This window comes from Sphingobium sp. FG125, from assembly GCF_057809795.1.
On record NZ_JBMDKQ010000001.1, the window covers coordinates 277,396 to 293,697 of the forward strand.

Sequence of the window (16,302 nt, forward strand, 5' to 3'; positions counted from 1 at the left end):
GGGCCGCTCCCACGGCCCCCGACCCCTTATCCCACGAGCAGCGCGGGTTCCTCGATCAGGCCTTTGAGTGTCTGCATGAAAGCTGCGCCCACCGCGCCATCGATCGCGCGATGGTCGCACGACAGCGAGAGTTGAACGATGGTGGCAAAGGCCAGCGCGTTGCCGATCTCGATCGGCTGGCGTGTGCCAGCACCCACCGCCAGGATCGCGCCCTGCGGCGGGTTGATGATCGCATCGAACTGGTCGATGCCGAACATGCCGAGGTTGCTGACCGAGAAACTGCCGCCCTGAAACTCGTCCGGCTGCAACCGCCCGGTTCGCGCCTTTTCCGCCAGCGCCTTCACTTCGCGTGAGATTGCAGCAACCGACAGCGTGTCGGCGCCCTTCACGATGGGCGTGATCAGTCCCTTGTCGGTCGCGACGGCCACTGCAATGTCCGCGCTGCCGAAGCGATGGATCTCGTCGCCATGCACCTGCACATTGACGTCAGGGTGACGCGCCAGCGCCAGCGCGCAGGCGCGCACGATATAGTCGTTGATGCTGGGCGCTTCGCCGGTCGCCGCCTTCGCCTGCGCACGCAAGCCCAGGATCGCGTCGATCCTGACAGCGGTGCGCAGGTAGAAATGCGGGATGGTCGATTTGCTGTGGCTCAGCGCTTTTGCGATCGCCTTGCGCATTGGCGACATTTTGACGATCTCCGCCGTGCCGGGGGCAGGACGGGCAAAGGCGATCGGTGCGGATGGTGCCGCTTGGGCTACTGCCACCGGCTTCACCAGCGCCAGCACGTCCGCCTTGCCGATCCGCCCCTTTGGCCCCGTGCCGGTCACGCCGGTCAGGTCCACGCCATGCTGCACCGCCAGCCGTTTCGCCAGCGGACTGGCAAACACATGACCCAGCGTCTCGCCCACCGGCGTCAGGTCCACTGGCGCGCCACCGCCAATAGCGACCGGCGGCAGGCTGGCCTGCTGCACATCCTGAAAGGTGATACGCCCGTCCGGGCCGGACCCGGTGATCGCGCTGATATCCACGCCCTGCGCTTGCGCAAAGGCGCGCGCCGCCGGGCTGATCCGCGCGTCGGCGGCGATGGCGACCTTGACCGGCGCAGGTGCTGCCGGGGCGGGCGCAGGGGGCGGTGGCGCACCGCCCGCCTTCGACGCGACCTTGCTGTCGGCAGGCCTGAACCCGGCGACGAAGGCATCGACGTCAGCCGCACTGACGGCATCGTCTGGCCCCGCCAGTACGGCGATCAGTTCGCCAACCGGATAGGTGCCGCCGGTCTGGGCTATCAGGCGCGGGAACATCCCGTCGGCCTCTGCCTCGACCTCATTGGTGATCTTGTCGGTTTCGATGAGTGCGAGCAGGTCGCCCTTTTTGAATGGCACGCCCTCGGCAACCATCCATTCGGCAACGACGCCCTCGGTCATCTCTATGCCCCATTTGGGCATCGCAAATGCGCGCAGATTGGCCATGATGTGCTTATCCCCGCCGGTAGGACATGAGCTTCACCGCGCTCGCCACGATCTTGTCGGGCGAGGGCAGATAGGCGGATTCAAGTTCGCGTGCGAATGGCACCGGGCTGTGCGGCGCGGTGACCATGTCGATCGGCGCTTTCAATGATGCGAACGCCTTTTGCGCGACCAGCGCCGAGAGGTCGGTCGCGAAGGAACAGCGCGGCGGCGCTTCATCGACGATCAGCAGCCGTCCGGTCCGCTCAACACTGTCGAGGATCGCTTCCTCGTCCAGCGGGCTGGTGGTGCGCAGGTCGAGTATGTCGCACCCGATGCCATCCTGCGCCAGTTGTGCTGCGGCTTTCTCGGCAAAGCCCACCATCATGCCGGTGGCCAATATGGTGATGTCATCACCCTGAGTCACCTGCCGGGCGTGGCCGAAGGGGATGGTATAGTCCCCGTCCGGCACCTCGCCCTTCACGCCATAGAGCGCCTTATGCTCAAGAAAGATCACCGGGTCATCGTCGCGGATCGCCTGGGTCAGCAGCCCCTTGGCATCGGCGGGGGTGGAGGGCATCACGACCTTCAGCCCCGGCATGGCGGTGACGAACTGGTGGATCACCTGGCTATGCTGGGGCGCTGCGTTGAAGCCGGCACCATAGGGCATACGGATGACGAGCGGGCAGGTCGTCTTGCCGCCGAACATATAGCGGAACTTGGCGACCTGATTCCAGATCTGGTCCATGCACACGCCGATGAAGTCGGCGAACATGATCTCCGCGATCGCCCGCTTTCCCGTCAGTGCCGCGCCCGCCGCCGCGCCGATGATGGCGCTTTCGGAAATCGGCGTGTCGATCACCCGGTCAGCGCCATATTTGGCCCATAGCCCGCCCGATGTGCCCCAGATACCACCGATGGCTTCCGGCCCGCCAGGCGCGCCATTGCCGCCGACAATATCCTCGCCCAGCATGATCAGGCTGTCGTCGCGCGCCATTTCCGCATCGATCGTGTCGCGAATGACGTCGCGGATCATTTTGATTGCCATATGTCGATCCTCCTGGCGTCAGTAGCTGATATAGACGTCTTGCAGGACATCCTGCGGCGTCGGCCGGTCGGCCAGCTTGGCCTCCGCCACCGCCCGGTCGATCAGCTCGGTGACTTCTGCGTCGACCTTGTCCAGTTCGGCCCCTTCCAGCAGCTTGGCCTCCGTCACCCTGGTGCGGAATGTCTTGAGGCAGTCGCGTTCTTCGCGGATTCGGTCCAGTTCACCCGGCCCGCGATAGCGCTGCGGATCACCCTCGAAATGGCCGTAGAAGCGCTCGCAATCCAGCTCGATCGAGGCCGGGCCATTGCCCGCCTTGCAATAGTCGATCAGCTCGCGCATCGCGTCATATACGCTGAAAAAGTCGATGCCATTGGCCTTGATCGCCTTCATCCCGAATGCTGCCGACCGGACCGTCATGCTTTCAGCGCCGACGGCATAGGCTTCGCCGGTATGTTCGGAATAATGGTTATTCTCGAACACGAAGATGACCGGCAGTTTCAGCACCACCGCCATGTTCATCGCCTCGAACGTCGTACCCTGGTTGCAGGCGCCGTCGCCGGAAAAGGCGATCGAGACGGTGCCGTTGCTCTTGGCCGTAATGCCTGCGCCCACCGCGATCGGCGCGCCTGCGCCGACAATGCCGTTTGCGCCCAGCATCCCGACATTCATGTCGGCAATGTGCATAGATCCGCCCTTGCCCTTGCACAGGCCGTCGCGCGACCCGTAAATCTCCTTCATCATCGCGATGACGTCACACCCTTTGGCGATGCAATGGCCATGGCCGCGATGGGTGGAGATGATATAGTCGGTCGGCCCCAGATGTTCGCACACCCCCACGGCGCAGGCCTCCTGCCCCGCATAGAGATGGGTGAAGCCGGCAATCTCGCCCAGCGCGATTTCGTCGTGCAGGCGCTCCTCGAACAGGCGGATCGTCTTCATTTGACGATAGGCCCGGATCAGTGCCTCGCGGCTCAATTGCATATCGTCTCTCCCGATCGATTGATTCTGCCGGTCACAGCCCCAGAACCGTTTTTGCTATGATATTGCGCTGAACCTCATTGGTCCCGCCAAAGATGGTCCAGGCGCGTGAATTGAGATAGCGGGGCGCGGCGAGTTGCGCGGCCTTGCCATGCAGGGCGGGTGGCGCCTGATTGCCATAGAGCGGCCTTTGCCCCTCCAGCGCGATCCCGGCATAGCCGTAAAGCTGCACCGCCAGCCCGTCGACCTGTTGCCGCAGGGTGGAGGCGACCAGTTTGGACAGCGATGTCTGCGGGCCGGGCGGCAGCCCCTTGGCCATTTCCGCCAGTACGCGCAACTCGGTCATTTCCAGCGCCTGCGCCTCCAGCTCGACCCGCGCCAGCCGCGCCATATAATGGGGATCATCGTTCATGCAGCCGCCCTTGCCGTCCGGCTCCGCACCCGCCGCCTTGCGCAGCCGGGCGATGTCCGACAGCAATTTGGGCGCATGGCACGCGCCGCCGCGTTCATTTTCCAGCAGGAATTTGGCGATGGTCCAGCCTTGCCCCTCTTCGCCCACCAATTCGCTGGCGGGGGTGATGGCGTCGTCCAGAAACACCTCATTGACCTCATGATCGCCCGCCAGCCCGATGATCGGACGCACCTCTATCCCCGGCTGCGCCATGTCGATCAACAGGAAGCTGATCGCGCGCTGCGGCTTGGCGGCGGGGTCGGTCTTGGCGAGGCAGAAGATATGGGTCGCATGGTGCGCGTGGGTGGTCCACAGCTTGCGTCCGTTGACGACATAATGATCGCCGCGCCGCTCTGCCCGCGTCCGCAGGCTGGCAAGGTCTGATCCTGATCCTGGCTCCGAAAAGCCCTGACACCAAAAGTCCGTCCCGTCGAGAATCCGCGGCAATATGCGCGCCTTCTGCTCGTCGGTGCCAAACCGGCAGATCACTGGTCCCAGCAATTTAAGGCTCAGCACCGGCAGGCTGGGCGCGTCGGCCAGCGCACATTCCTTCTCGAAAATATAGCGCTGGATCGGCGTCCAGCCAGTGCCGCCGCAGGCGACCGGCCAGTTATAGGCCAGCCATCCCCTGGCGTGCAGGATCGCCTGCCATTCGCCGCCAATGTCCGGCTCCACGAACACGCCGGGCGTGCCACGCATCCCCTCGCGCAGATGATGGGGCAGATGCTCGTCCAGAAAGCGGCGAACCTCGGCGCGGAACGCCTGATCCTGCGGGGAAAAATCCAGGTCCATCTTATCGTTCCAATATGGTCACGCCGGAAATGCCCGGTGCGCCGTAAACATGGGAGTAAGCGGTGCGCGGTTTGCCCGGCACCTGCCGCCCGCCACCAAGCCCGCGCAGTTGCAGCGCATTTTCATAGACCTGCCGCAGGCCCGACGCGCCGATCGGCTCGCCGCAGGCGAGGCACCCGCCATCGGTGTTCACCGGCAAGCGGCCGTCAATATTGGTCCAGCCATTGGCCAGCCATTCTTCCTGATCGCCATCGCCACAAAAGCCGTTTTCGGCCATGTGCATGATTTCCGCGCCGGACTCGGTGTCCTGCAATTGGGCCAGGTCAATGTCCTGCGGGCCGATTCCGGCCATCTCATAGGCCGCCTTGCTGGCCAGCAGGGTCGGTGCGCCGCCCCTTTCTATGTCCATGCAGGGGGCGAACACCTCGAACGATCCGGGCGGGCGCGTCCGCACCACCGCCGCCTTGATCCGCACCTGATCGCGGCCCAGTTCGCGCGCCTTCTTCGCGCTCGCCAGCACCAGCGCGACCCCGCCCTCGGCTGGCGAACAGAACATATATTTGGTCAGCGGGTCGCTGATCATCTGGGCGTTCAGGATCGTGTCGATATCGACCGGCGATCGACGCGAGGCATGGTCGGCATGAACAGCATTGCGAAACGCCTTTTCCGCGACCCGACCCAGCGATGTCGGGCTGATGCCATGTAGCGCCATATAGCGTTGCAGCTTCATCGCGAAAAACTGGGTGGTCACCATGAAGCCTGCTTCGCCATACCATTCGGGCAGGCTATATTCGGCGGGCAGGGCATTGAACGCGCCACGCGGATGCTTGTCGAAGCCAATGGCGATGCCGACATCATGCGCGCCCGACGCGATCGCCTGCCATGACCCGATCAGCGCCGACCCGCCGGTGGCGCAGCCATTTTTGACGTTGATGAAGGGCAGGCCGGTCAGCCCCAGTTCGTTGACGATCGTGTCGGCATTGCCTGCCGAATCCGATCCGCCGAAACCGAATTGCATGTCGGGCCATTCCAGGCCCGCGTCGGCCATAGCTGCGCGTGCGGCGTTCGCGCCCTGTTGCAACCCGCTGACCCCGTCGGTGCGACCGAATGGATGGATGCCGATCCCTACGATATAGACGTCCTGCATCGCTCAGCCCTCCGTCACGGGGGTGAAGGCGTAGAGGCGGACTTCGTTGCCGTTCGCGTCGGTGGAGAAGGCGATGGTCGTCAATTCCATGGCCATGCCGATCGTCAGCCGGTCAAAATCCACGCCGGTCAGCTGCGTCTCCACGATCGTCGCGCCGGGCAATTCGACATAGCCGATGGCGAAGGGAGCAAAATCCTCCGGCCCGATATAGGGTGGCGACTTGGGACGAAACCGCTGCACCGTCCAGGACCAGAGCGTTCCCCGACGCGGCAGATCCACGGCCTCCCAGCGCGCGCCATCGTCAGGGCAGGGAAAGACGATCCGCCCTGTCTCACGATGGCGACCGCCGATCAGGGTCGGTTCGGGTGTCTCCCGGAACAGTCCTTCGCCAATGGCAGATGCGCCCAACGTCTCAACCCTCTCATCCTTGTGTCGAGCCACTATGGGAAGGAGATTGGGCAAAGGCTTCTGTAAGAAAGCATAGGTTCGCGGCCGGCCTTTCGCTCCAGACAAAAAAGACCAGCCGGTTGCCCGGCTGGCCCATGCTGTGTCCCAAGGGGGAGGGAGCTTATTTCGCGGCGACCTGTGCCTCGATCTGCGGATGGGGGACCATCACGGCGGCAACATTGCCCAGATAGCCAAGCTGGGTTGCCTTGAACACGGTCTGGCTGCGGTTCACCGCCTCCAGCTTGATCGCGGCATTGTGGATATGGAAGCGCACGGTGGCGCAGCTGCGCTCCAGGATCAGGGCGATCTCGACGTCGGTCTTGCCCACCGCCGCCCAGCGCAGACATTCGACCTCCCGCTTGGACAGGCGGCAGTTCTTGGGGATCCAGGGGCGCTGGCTCGACACGCGGGTATAGCCATGGACGAAGCGGCGGGCATGATATTCCAGCTGGTCGCTGTAAAGATCGAATTCCTTGCTCAGATCGTCGCGCTTGTCATTGAAGGGCGAGAAGCTGATCGCCGCGATCTGACCGAAGGACATATGGACCGGTACGCAAATGACCGCATTCGCATTCACTTCGCCCTGGAAAAGGCTGAGGTCAATCTGGTCGAGCAGGGGATTGGGCGCGCGGGTGTGGATGCCATGGGCATTGGCCCAGAAGGGTTCATTTTCGTAGCGACAGGCGAATGTCAGCGGCGAACTGAGCGCCAGCAGCGGCTTTTGCCACCATTGTTCCTTGGTCGCGGGCCAGCCAAACACGCCGCTGGCCAGCACATCGCCATCGGCGTCTGTCATGGGCGATCGCGATGCGATATTGGCGCAGGCGGCGACGCGGAAATTGCCCAGATCGCGGGCAATGTCGCGTAGCGCTTCGGCAGCGGGCCTGATGTCGGCGGCCGACTGAATCGCGGTTGGAACCTGCCTGCCCATACGAAAATCGGTCACTGTCTTTGCAGCGTCCCCATTGTCGGACCGGGCGGCGACGAGCATGTCACCTGATCTCTCCATAGCGATGATGCTATGCCTGTCGCGCGATGGCGACAAGCGCAAAAACCTATGACTAGTGCTAGGTTCTGTTGGCCGCGCCATTGCATCGCGAACCTAGCGGAAAGCCCAGTCAACGCCGCGCCCGCTCACCGTGCATAAAAGCGTCATGGAACAGCAACAGCGGGGCAGCGCAGGACGCGCTCCAGCCATGACAGACCGGGGGATGGTGGCTTGAATTTCGATCTCAGCGAAGAGCAGGCCATGCTTCGCGATCTGGTCGACCGGTTCGGTGCGGATCATTATGACGCCACCCGCCGTCTCGCCTATCTGCGCCAGCCGCGCGGGTTTGCCGACGCCAACTGGGGAATGCTGGCGGAAACCGGTTTGTTGGCCTTTGCGCTGCCGGAAGAAGCCGGAGGATTTGGCGGGGCGGCGGTGGATGTCATCACTGTGATGGAGGCGCTGGGCCGTTGCGTCGCGGTGGAGCCGGTGCTGCCTGCGATCATATTAGGGGCCGGGCTGGTCGCAGCGGCGGGGACGGAAAGTCAGAAAGCGACGCTGTTGCCCGAAATCGCGTCGGGCGAGGCGATCGTCGCCGCTGCCCTGTTTGAGGGGCAGGCGCGCTTCGACCTCGACGGCATCAAAACCCGTGCCCATGATGGCCGGATCAGCGGCACCAAGCAGATAGTGCTGGGCGGCAGCTATGCCGATCATCTGCTGGTCGCGGCGCGGACGGGCGAGGGCGCGCTGACGCTTCACCTGGCCGATGCCAATGCGCCCGGCATCACCATTACCCCCTATCGGCTGGTCGATGGGTCGATTGCCGCTGTTGTGCAGTTTGTCGACACACCGGCCCAGCCGATGGCGGGCGGGGAGGCTGCTTTAGCGCAGGCTCTGGATCAGGCGCGGCTTGCCATTTGCGGCGAATTGCTGGGGCTGATGGACATGATGTTTGCTGCCACGCTCGACTATATCAAAACGCGCCAGCAATTTGGCCAACCGATCGGCAGCTTTCAGGCAATCCAGCATCGCATGGCCGATTGCTACACCCGCGTCGAACTCAGCCGCTCGCACTTATACCGTGCCGCTGCCGCCGATAGCGAGACCTGTGCCGCTGCGGTCATGGGGGCCAAGGCCTATATCGCCCAGAGTGCGATGCAGGTGGCTGAGGAGGCGGTGCAGTTGCATGGCGGCATCGGCACGACCGAGGAACTGATGGTGGGGCAGGCGTTCAAGCGGGTAATGACGCTGGCCACGCTGCTTGGCGACACTGACCATGACATAGTCGCTTATATTGCGCTCACCAGTGGCGTAACGGAACGGCCATGACGGAGAGTTATCATCGGGTGGTAGAGGCGAGTGCCGTCGAGGACCGGGCGATGCTGCCGTTTCTCGTCAATGGCTGGCCCGTGCTGATCTGCAAGGATGAGGGGAAGGTCCACGCCCTAATCAACCGTTGCAGCCATGCCGCAGCGGAACTGGCACCGGGTGGACGGGTGCGGCGCGGTGCGGTGATGTGTCCGCTGCACGGCGCGCGCTTCAAGCTCGATAATGGAGCATGTCTGGGTGGAGCGGATTACAAGCCGCTCAAACTCTACCCCTGGCGCGAAAGCGTGGACGGCTGGATCGAGGTGGCGGTGCCGGATGCAGCGCCGGGTGCGGAGGATATGCCCATTAAGCAATTGATTTAATTGGGGTGAATGATGCAAAGTTCCTTCCCTGCAAGGGGAGGGGGACCGCCGCGAAGCGGTGGTGGAGGGGTGTCACCCTATCGAGAGGGCGACACCCCACCGTCAGGGCTTCGCCCTGCCACCTCCCCTGCCAGGGGAGGATTTCGGCGAGTTTATCCGCCCTTATCCTTGCACCACTCGATCCCCCGCCGCAGCAGGTCGTAAAAGACGGGCAGGTCCCATGCGCAGCGATCGACGGTGGGCCACCAGTCCAGAAATGGCTGCATGTCATAATGGCCGCGGCAATGGCCCAGCGTATTGTACAGCACCGCGCCCTTGCCCTGCGCCTTGATATACATCACCGGGTGCCGGTCCTGCGCCCAGTCATGTTCGTCAAAGCCGGTCGCTTCGCCCGCAAATTCGGTGTCGAGCAGGACGTGCAGGTCGCCATGCCGCTCCATCAGATACAGCTCGTCGGTCGTCTCGAACGGTGCGATGCCGCGCGTCAACGGATGCTCGGCATCGGCCACTTCGACCCGGTAGGGCGCGATCGGCGGATGGGCGATGAACTGGCTGCCCAGCGTTTCCATCATCAGCGGCGCCCAGCGCGGACTGCCATAGAGGCCATTGTCGAACAGCCGCAGCACCGAATTGGTGCCGTGCAGCGCATACCAGCGCCCGCCGCCCTGCACCCATTGGCGCAGCGCCTCCTGCGCGGGCAGCGGCGGCACGACGTCGCAGGTATAGGTGATCAGCATGTCGGCGGCGAGGATGGCGTCGAGATGGCCATAATCCTCGAACACGCGGGTCCGCACGCGCGGATCGTCGCCCAGCAGCTTGAGCAATTCCAGCCGGGCAAAATCCATGTCATGGTAAAGCCCGCCGACGATCAGCACGCAATTGATGCGGGCGGGCTCCGTCTCGCTCATCGCCACCGCCTCGCTCAATATTGCACACCCTTGGTCAGGCCGCCGTCGATCAGCACATTGGCCCCGGTCATGTAGCGGCAGGCGGGCGAGGCGATGAAGGCGATCGCCTTGGCCAGTTCCTCGCCCGTACCCATCCGACCGAACGGGATCTGCTTGAGGATACCGTCATGAAAATCGGCCATATGTTCCTTGATATAGGCCCAGGGACCATCTTCGGTGAAAATCGGACCGGGCGACACGCAATTGACCCGCAATCCCTGCGGCGCATGTTTCTGCGCCAGCGCGGCGCTGTAATTGATCACTGCGGCCTTCAGCGCATTATAGGGCTGCGGCCCCATGAAGTCCTCCAGCGCCCCGGTGGAGGAGATGGTGACGATCGACCCGGCATCGGACTGTTCCAGCGCGGGCAGGGCGGCGTGGATGCCACGCACCAGCGGCAATATGTCGCCGTTCAGCACCGTGGTCCAGGCTTCGGGCGTATCGACCCCCGGATTGACCGAGACGAAGGAAATGAAAATGTCGCAGCCGCCCAGTTGCTGCGCGGCGCTGGCGACCCAGCCGGGAAACGCCTCTGCATCGGTCACGTCCACCGACGCGCCGATGCCGCGCACACCCAGCGCCTGCACTTCGGCGACGACCAGATCGACCTTGTCCTGGGTGCGGCCGCATAGCGCGACGTCGCAGCCTTCGGCGGCGAGTATCTTGGCGACAGCGCGACCAATGCTGGCATTGGCACCTGCAAGAATGGCTTTGCGCCCTTTCAAACCAATGTCCATGACGGCATCCTTTCCTTATCTTCTTTTCAATCGCCTGCCTGTTTACCGGCATTGGCCGCGCATTCCACTGACAAAACCGTCAGGGGTAGATGGGAGCCTTAGCGATTGTGACAGGGCGACGCCCCGGCATTATGCGCTATGCAGGCCGTCCAAGCGGAGGGATCATGGGGAAGAGCGCCATCACAGTAACGGATCATGTCCGGGCGCACGCCGCCGCGACGCCCGATGCCATCGCCCTGGTCTTCGAGGGGCGCGAAACCAGCTATGCTGCGCTCGACCGGCAGGCCAGCCGGGTCGCCAATGCGCTGATCGCGGCGGGGCATGTGCCGGGTGATCGCGTCGCCTATCTCGGCAAGAATCGCGATGACTATTTCGGTTTCTGGCTGGGCGCGGCCAAGGCGGGCATGGTCACCGTGCCGGTCAACTGGCGGCTCGCTCCGCCGGAGGTCGCCTATATATTGGCTGACGCGCGCCCCTGCCTGATCCTGGTCGAACCAGAATTTCTCGATCGGGTGGCGGGGCAGGGGGCGACGATCTTGCTGACCGATCCGTACGGCGATCACCCGCTCTTTGCCGACTGTCGCGACGCGCAGTCCGATGCTGACCCACGCCGCGACGGCGGCTATGACGATGCGGTGCTGATGCTCTACACGTCCGGCACCACGGGCAATCCCAAGGGCGCGATGCTCTCCAACCGCAGCCTGCTCGGACTGCGCGCGTCGGAGCCGGACCTGCCCGACTGGTATCGCTGGACGGCGCAGGACGTGTCGCTGATCGCGATGCCCATCTTCCACATCAGCGGATCGGGCTGGGGCCTGTGGACGCTCCAGCATGGCGCGAAGGGCGTGGTGGTGCGCGAGTTCGATCCCGCGCGCGTGCTGGACCTGCTCGTCACCTTCCGCATCAGCAAGATCATGCTGGTGCCGACGGCGCTGCGCATATTGTGCGATCATCCCGCCGCCGCCGATACCGATTTCAGTTTCCTGCGCACGATCTGCTACGGCGGATCGGCGATCCCGCTCGATCTGTTGCGGCAAGCGATCGCCGTCATCGGCTGCGGATTTGCCCAGATGTACGGTATGACCGAAACGGCCGGGACCATCATCGGCCTACCACCGCAGGATCATGATCCGGCCGGGAGCGAGAGGATGCGCGGCATCGGCCTGCCGCTGCCCGGCGTGAAGGTGCGGATCGCGGACGAGGGCGGCGATACGTTGCCGCCCGGTGCGATCGGCGAGATACTGGTCGCGTCGCAGGCCAATATGATCGGTTATTTCGACCGGCCCGACGCGACCGCCGAAGCGATCGACGCGGACGGCTGGTTGCGCACAGGGGACGCGGGCTGGATGGACGCGGACGGCTATCTCTACCTGGCCGATCGGATCAAGGACATGATCATCACCGGGGGCGAGAATGTCTATCCGGCGGAAGTGGAAAATGCGCTCTACAGCCACCCCGCCGTTGCCGATGTCGCGGTGATCGGCGTGCCGGACGCCAAATGGGGGGAGGCGGTCAAGGCGATCGTCGTGCCGGTCGCGGGTGAAATGCCCGATCCCGCGACGCTCATCGCCTGGGCGCGCGAACGGATCGCGGCGTACAAGGCCCCCAAGACGGTGGAGTTTCGCGCCGATCTGCCCCGCAATCCATCGGGCAAGATTTTGCGCCGCCTTTTGCGCGACGAGTATCGGTAAGACCTGCGATTTCCGGCAGGTTCCGGGCGCCTGATCCCGGCCTATCCTCCCACAAAAGAAGATGAGGAGAGAGGGTTTGGCTGCGAGTTTTCCTGGCAATTTTTCCGGTCCGCTGGAGGACCGGCTGGCCATTCGCGAACTGCTCGAAACCTATGCCGACGCGGTCAATCGCGTCGATCGCGATTTATGGGCTTCGCTATGGGTGGAGGACAGCCATTGGGATCTGTCGCATTATCCCGAACTTGGCGTCGTGTCGGGCAAGGACGCGATTGTCGATCTGTGGGCCAGCGCCATGCCCCATTATCCCCAGCTCAGCTTCCTGCTCAATCCCGGCATGATCCGGGTGGATGGCGATCGGGCGGAGGCGCGCGCCTATTTCTCCGAAGTCTATGCCGAGCCGGGCACCGGCAAGGATAAGCGTGCACGGGCCTGCTACAATGACCGGTTGGTCAAGCGGGACGGGCAATGGTTTTTCCAGAGCCGGTCCTTCACCATCATCCACCAGAGCTGACGATATTTCCGCTAGCTCGCTCTCCAGGAGCTGCGGAAATTGACCCGGTCGCATCGCGCGACCGGGTCCTTTTTACGGTTTCAATGCGCGGTCATGCCGCCGTCGATCACCAACTCGGACCCGGTCACAAAACTGGCGGCGGGCGCGGCGAGGTAGACGATGCCGTCGGCAATTTCCTGCGCCGTGCCCATACGCCCCAGCGCATGGCCTGCCGATATACTCGCCCGCGCTGTCGCTTCGTCGGGGAAGGCACCGGTTTCGACATAGCGGGCGTAGATCGTATCCATCATATGGGTGTCGATGCCGCCGGGGTGGACACTGTTGACGCGGATCGGCTGGCCCAGCGCCGCATATTCCAGCGCCGCACATTTGCTGAACAGCCGCACCGCGCCCTTGGACGCGCAGTAGGCCGACATGAACGGCGCACCCGTCAGCCCGCCGACCGACGACAGATTGATGATTGATGATCCGCCCCGCCGGTCCGCGCCGCTGCGGGCGAGCAGGTCCGCCATGGCGCGGGTGCCCAGGAATATGCCTTCGACGTTGATGCTCATGCATTGGCGGAACGTCGCAAGGCTGGTTTCGGCAATCGCGTCCGTGACGGAAATTCCGGCATTATTCACCAATATGTCGAGCCGCCCATAGGTTTCCGCCACATGGTCGGCCAGCGCGGCCCAGCCCGCTTCGTCGGTCACGTCGAGCGGTCGATAGTCCGCCGCGCCCGCCACCGACGTGGTGGCCGCCATATCGGTCGCGATCACGGTCGCCCCGGCATCGGCCAGCGCCTGGACGGTCGCGCTGCCAATCCCGCCACTCGCCCCGGTCACCAGCGCTACCGCGCCGCTCAGATCAAAGCTGCTCATCGCGCCGTCCATCCTCCGTCCACGACAACCTCGCTGCCGGTCATATAGCTGGCGTCATCGCTCGCCAGAAACGCAACCACCTTGCCGATCTCGACGGGTTGGGCCAGCCGCTTGATCGGCGTTGTCTGTGCCATCTGGTCGATCAGGTCGTCCGCCGTTAACGTCCCGTCACGCGCGGCCCATCGCTCCATCCCTTGTCGCAGCAGCGGCGTATCGACAAAGCCGGGATGCACGCTGTTGACGCGGATCGGCACGCCCGCATCGGCAAATTCCAGCGCATTGGACTTGCTGAACAATCGCACTGCGCCCTTTGACGCATTATAGGCCGACACTTCGGCCATGCCGACCAGCCCCATGATCGAGCTGATATTGATGATGCTGGAGCCGTAGGGCGTCGTCGCCCCGCTTTGCGCGAGCAGCGGCTGGAACGTCTTGGTTCCCAGAAACACCGTGTCCATGTTCAGCGTCATCAGTCGCCGCCAGGTCGCCAGTTCCAGATCCTGCACCTTGCCGGTCAGATCCGCGCCGACATTATTGACCAATATGTCGAGCCGACCGTGCGCCGTCATCACCCGGTCGCGCGCGGCCTGCCACGCCTCCTCCAGCGTCGCGTCCAGCCGGATATAGGAACAGCCCGGCATCGCGGCGATCGCGCTGGCTACCGCCTCACTATCCTCCGCATCCAGATCGGTGATGATCGTCGTCGCGCCATCGGCGGCCAGGCATTGCGCGATGGCCCGCCCGATGCCTCGCAGTGCGCCCGATACCAGAGCCACCCGTCCGTCCAGCCGTCCCGCCATCGGTATTCCTTTCCCGTCAGGCCCGCACAGGGCCATCCTATTCTTGTTGATCGACTTGTCGGCCCACTGGTCCTTCGCTTCACCTGCCGCTTTTTACAGGTTCGCCGCCGTGCCGAACCGCGCATCTAGGCTGGAACAGGAGAGTGACTGCCATGGACTCGCACCGCTATGCCGCCATTCGCGCGATGGTCGAAAATCTCTATGCCCTGACCGCTGCGGGCCGCTGGGACGAGGCGGAGGCAATGATGACCGACGATTTCCGCATCCTGGAGGCTGACAGCCTGCCCTATGCCGGGGAATATCTGGGCAAGGGCGCACTGCGCGACCTTTATACCAAGGTGTTTGCCTTCTGGGACGATGCGTCGCTCGAAACCAGCGACATTACCGTGTCGGAGGATCATGCGATCGTCATGCTGACCGTCCATGCCACTTCACGCCACAATGGCCAGCGGCTGGCCATGCCGCTGTGCGAGGTATTTCATCTGCGCGGCGACAAGTTCAGTGGCATCACCCCCTATTATTTCGATACAGCATCGATCGCGCGGGCGACCGGCACGCTGATGGCGGATTGAGGACAAGATATGGCTGATCTTTCGGGCAAGGTGGCGATCGTCACTGGTGGCACATCGGGCATAGGCCGCGCGACCGTCCAGCGGCTGGCGCGGGATGGGGCGCAGGTCGTGTTCACGGGGTCGAACGAAGATGCGGCACGGACCCTGTGCGCACAAACCGGCGCGCGCTTTGTCAAGGCGCGGGTGCAGGAGGAGCGCGACTGGGAAAAGGTCGCCGCCTTCATCAGCGACGAATTTGGCCGCCTCGACATCGCCTTTGCCAATGCGGGGACCGAAAGCGGCGACGGCAGCGTGGAATCGATCAGCATGGATGGCTGGGCCGGGATCATCGGCGTCAACCAGACCGGGGTGATGCTGACCGCCCGGACGGCGCTGCGCCTGATGCGCGCCAATCCCGGCGGGCCGTGCGGGTCGATCATCATCAATTCGTCCATGTCGGCGCACAAGGTGATGGGCAATTATATGGCCTATTCGGTGACGAAGGCCGCCGTGCTGGCCATGGCCAAGTCGATCGCCATCCATTGCGCCACGGAAAAACTGCCGATCCGCTGCAACGCCATTTTGCCGGGCGTGGTGGAGACGGAGATGATCAGCGCCATCATCGCCAAGTCCGCGTCGCCCGAAGGTGCGCGTGCCGCCTATAACAGCATGTCGCCGATGGGCCGTATGGGCAGCGTCGAGGATATTGCCGCCCTGGTCGCCTTCCTCGCCTCCGACGAGGCCGGTTTCATCTCCGGCGCGGAATATGCCATCGACGGCGCATCCACAGCGGGCATGACCGGGGTGTGATCTAGCGATCGCTGTCTGCCGTGCGGGCGAAGATTGCCCGCACGAAAAACCGACATCCGATGGTCTGGGCCAGCCGGCTTGCCCGCTATGTGCCGCGATGGGTACTGGTAATCAGCTTGCGATAAGTTGCAAGGTTTGACAGACTAGTTAGGTTGATTCGATGATAAGCATGCCGCGATAATTCGCGGTCAGGTTTCCACGGAAAATGTTGAGAATAAGCGGGTCGCGTCGCTCACGTTCTGGTCACCCCGGCATCAACTAGCCGGTGTGACAGGAACGGTCGTCCGCGTTGCCGGTTCCGCTGTTCGACGGTCCGACCGGTTCAACGGAGGGTATGATCCACCCTCTTGTCCCAAAACAGGACAACAGACGATTATTTCAGTCTGGATGCCGTTTGGGGGGGCT

The 16,302-nt window shown here is 63.6% G+C and carries 17 protein-coding genes; 6 read left to right on the forward strand and 11 right to left on the reverse strand.

What is annotated here, in order from left to right; genetic code table 11:
- Positions 1 to 26 precede the first annotated feature (26 nt).
- From ACODSR_RS01440 to ACODSR_RS01470, 7 genes are all read right to left on the reverse strand, one after another.
- Positions 27 to 1,469: a dihydrolipoamide acetyltransferase family protein gene (locus tag ACODSR_RS01440; protein WP_489073023.1), complete on the reverse strand. Its 1,443-nt coding sequence runs from the start codon at positions 1,467 to 1,469 to the stop codon at positions 27 to 29.
- 7 nt (positions 1,470 to 1,476) lie between these two features.
- Positions 1,477 to 2,493 (reverse strand): alpha-ketoacid dehydrogenase subunit beta, encoded by a 1,017-nt coding sequence (locus ACODSR_RS01445; protein ID WP_489073025.1) that lies wholly within the window; start codon positions 2,491 to 2,493, stop codon positions 1,477 to 1,479.
- 18 nt (positions 2,494 to 2,511) lie between these two features.
- Complete coding sequence (locus ACODSR_RS01450; RefSeq protein ID WP_489073027.1) at positions 2,512 to 3,474, reverse strand: thiamine pyrophosphate-dependent dehydrogenase E1 component subunit alpha; 963 nt, start codon at positions 3,472 to 3,474, stop codon at positions 2,512 to 2,514.
- A gap of 31 nt (positions 3,475 to 3,505) precedes the next feature.
- Positions 3,506 to 4,714, reverse strand: coding sequence for an acyl-CoA dehydrogenase family protein (locus ACODSR_RS01455; RefSeq protein ID WP_489073029.1), 1,209 nt, complete (start codon positions 4,712 to 4,714; stop codon positions 3,506 to 3,508).
- A 1-nt stretch (position 4,715) separates the two neighbouring features.
- Positions 4,716 to 5,861, reverse strand: a complete 1,146-nt coding sequence (locus ACODSR_RS01460; protein WP_489073031.1) for a thiolase family protein — start codon at positions 5,859 to 5,861, stop codon at positions 4,716 to 4,718.
- A 3-nt stretch (positions 5,862 to 5,864) separates the two neighbouring features.
- Positions 5,865 to 6,269 (reverse strand): Zn-ribbon domain-containing OB-fold protein, encoded by a 405-nt coding sequence (locus ACODSR_RS01465; protein ID WP_489073033.1) that lies wholly within the window; start codon positions 6,267 to 6,269, stop codon positions 5,865 to 5,867.
- Between the two features lie 160 nt (positions 6,270 to 6,429).
- Positions 6,430 to 7,317 (reverse strand): helix-turn-helix transcriptional regulator, encoded by an 888-nt coding sequence (locus ACODSR_RS01470; protein ID WP_489073035.1) that lies wholly within the window; start codon positions 7,315 to 7,317, stop codon positions 6,430 to 6,432.
- 210 nt (positions 7,318 to 7,527) lie between these two features.
- On the opposite strand from ACODSR_RS01470, the gene ACODSR_RS01475 reads away from it, so the two are divergent.
- On the forward strand, positions 7,528 to 8,625 hold the full coding sequence (locus tag ACODSR_RS01475; RefSeq protein ID WP_489073037.1) for an acyl-CoA dehydrogenase family protein: 1,098 nt from the start codon (positions 7,528 to 7,530) through the stop codon (positions 8,623 to 8,625).
- Positions 8,622 to 8,987 carry a Rieske (2Fe-2S) protein gene (locus tag ACODSR_RS01480; protein WP_489073039.1) on the forward strand — a complete coding sequence of 122 codons (366 nt, stop codon included), beginning with the start codon at positions 8,622 to 8,624 and terminating at the stop codon, positions 8,985 to 8,987. Before ACODSR_RS01475 ends, ACODSR_RS01480 begins: the two co-directional genes overlap by 4 nt.
- Before the next feature lie 152 nt (positions 8,988 to 9,139).
- Here the strand turns inward: ACODSR_RS01480 and ACODSR_RS01485 are convergent, their stop codons facing one another.
- The gene (locus tag ACODSR_RS01485) at positions 9,140 to 9,895 is read right to left on the reverse strand and encodes a ThuA domain-containing protein (RefSeq protein WP_489073041.1); all 756 of its coding nucleotides are present in this window, start codon (positions 9,893 to 9,895) and stop codon (positions 9,140 to 9,142) included.
- 14 nt (positions 9,896 to 9,909) lie between these two features.
- Positions 9,910 to 10,671, reverse strand: coding sequence for an SDR family NAD(P)-dependent oxidoreductase (locus ACODSR_RS01490; protein ID WP_489073043.1), 762 nt, complete (start codon positions 10,669 to 10,671; stop codon positions 9,910 to 9,912).
- A gap of 164 nt (positions 10,672 to 10,835) precedes the next feature.
- On the opposite strand from ACODSR_RS01490, the gene ACODSR_RS01495 reads away from it, so the two are divergent.
- A complete protein-coding gene (locus ACODSR_RS01495) occupies positions 10,836 to 12,362 on the forward strand; it encodes a fatty acid--CoA ligase (RefSeq protein WP_489073045.1) in 1,527 nt (508 codons plus the stop codon).
- 76 nt (positions 12,363 to 12,438) lie between these two features.
- Entirely contained in the window at positions 12,439 to 12,873 is a 435-nt protein-coding gene (locus ACODSR_RS01500; RefSeq protein WP_489073047.1) for a nuclear transport factor 2 family protein, read from the forward strand.
- 80 nt (positions 12,874 to 12,953) lie between these two features.
- Here the strand turns inward: ACODSR_RS01500 and ACODSR_RS01505 are convergent, their stop codons facing one another.
- Both ACODSR_RS01505 and ACODSR_RS01510 read right to left on the reverse strand, forming a co-directional pair.
- A complete protein-coding gene (locus ACODSR_RS01505; protein ID WP_489073049.1) occupies positions 12,954 to 13,736 on the reverse strand; it encodes an SDR family NAD(P)-dependent oxidoreductase in 783 nt (260 codons plus the stop codon).
- A complete protein-coding gene (locus ACODSR_RS01510) occupies positions 13,733 to 14,536 on the reverse strand; it encodes an SDR family NAD(P)-dependent oxidoreductase (RefSeq protein ID WP_489073051.1) in 804 nt (267 codons plus the stop codon). The genes ACODSR_RS01505 and ACODSR_RS01510 overlap by 4 nt, the downstream gene beginning before the upstream one ends.
- A gap of 152 nt (positions 14,537 to 14,688) precedes the next feature.
- On the opposite strand from ACODSR_RS01510, the gene ACODSR_RS01515 reads away from it, so the two are divergent.
- Both ACODSR_RS01515 and ACODSR_RS01520 read left to right on the forward strand, forming a co-directional pair.
- On the forward strand, positions 14,689 to 15,108 hold the full coding sequence (locus tag ACODSR_RS01515; RefSeq protein ID WP_489073053.1) for a nuclear transport factor 2 family protein: 420 nt from the start codon (positions 14,689 to 14,691) through the stop codon (positions 15,106 to 15,108).
- 9 nt (positions 15,109 to 15,117) lie between these two features.
- Entirely contained in the window at positions 15,118 to 15,897 is a 780-nt protein-coding gene (locus ACODSR_RS01520; RefSeq protein WP_489073055.1) for an SDR family NAD(P)-dependent oxidoreductase, read from the forward strand.
- The last annotated feature ends 405 nt before the right edge of the window (positions 15,898 to 16,302 follow it).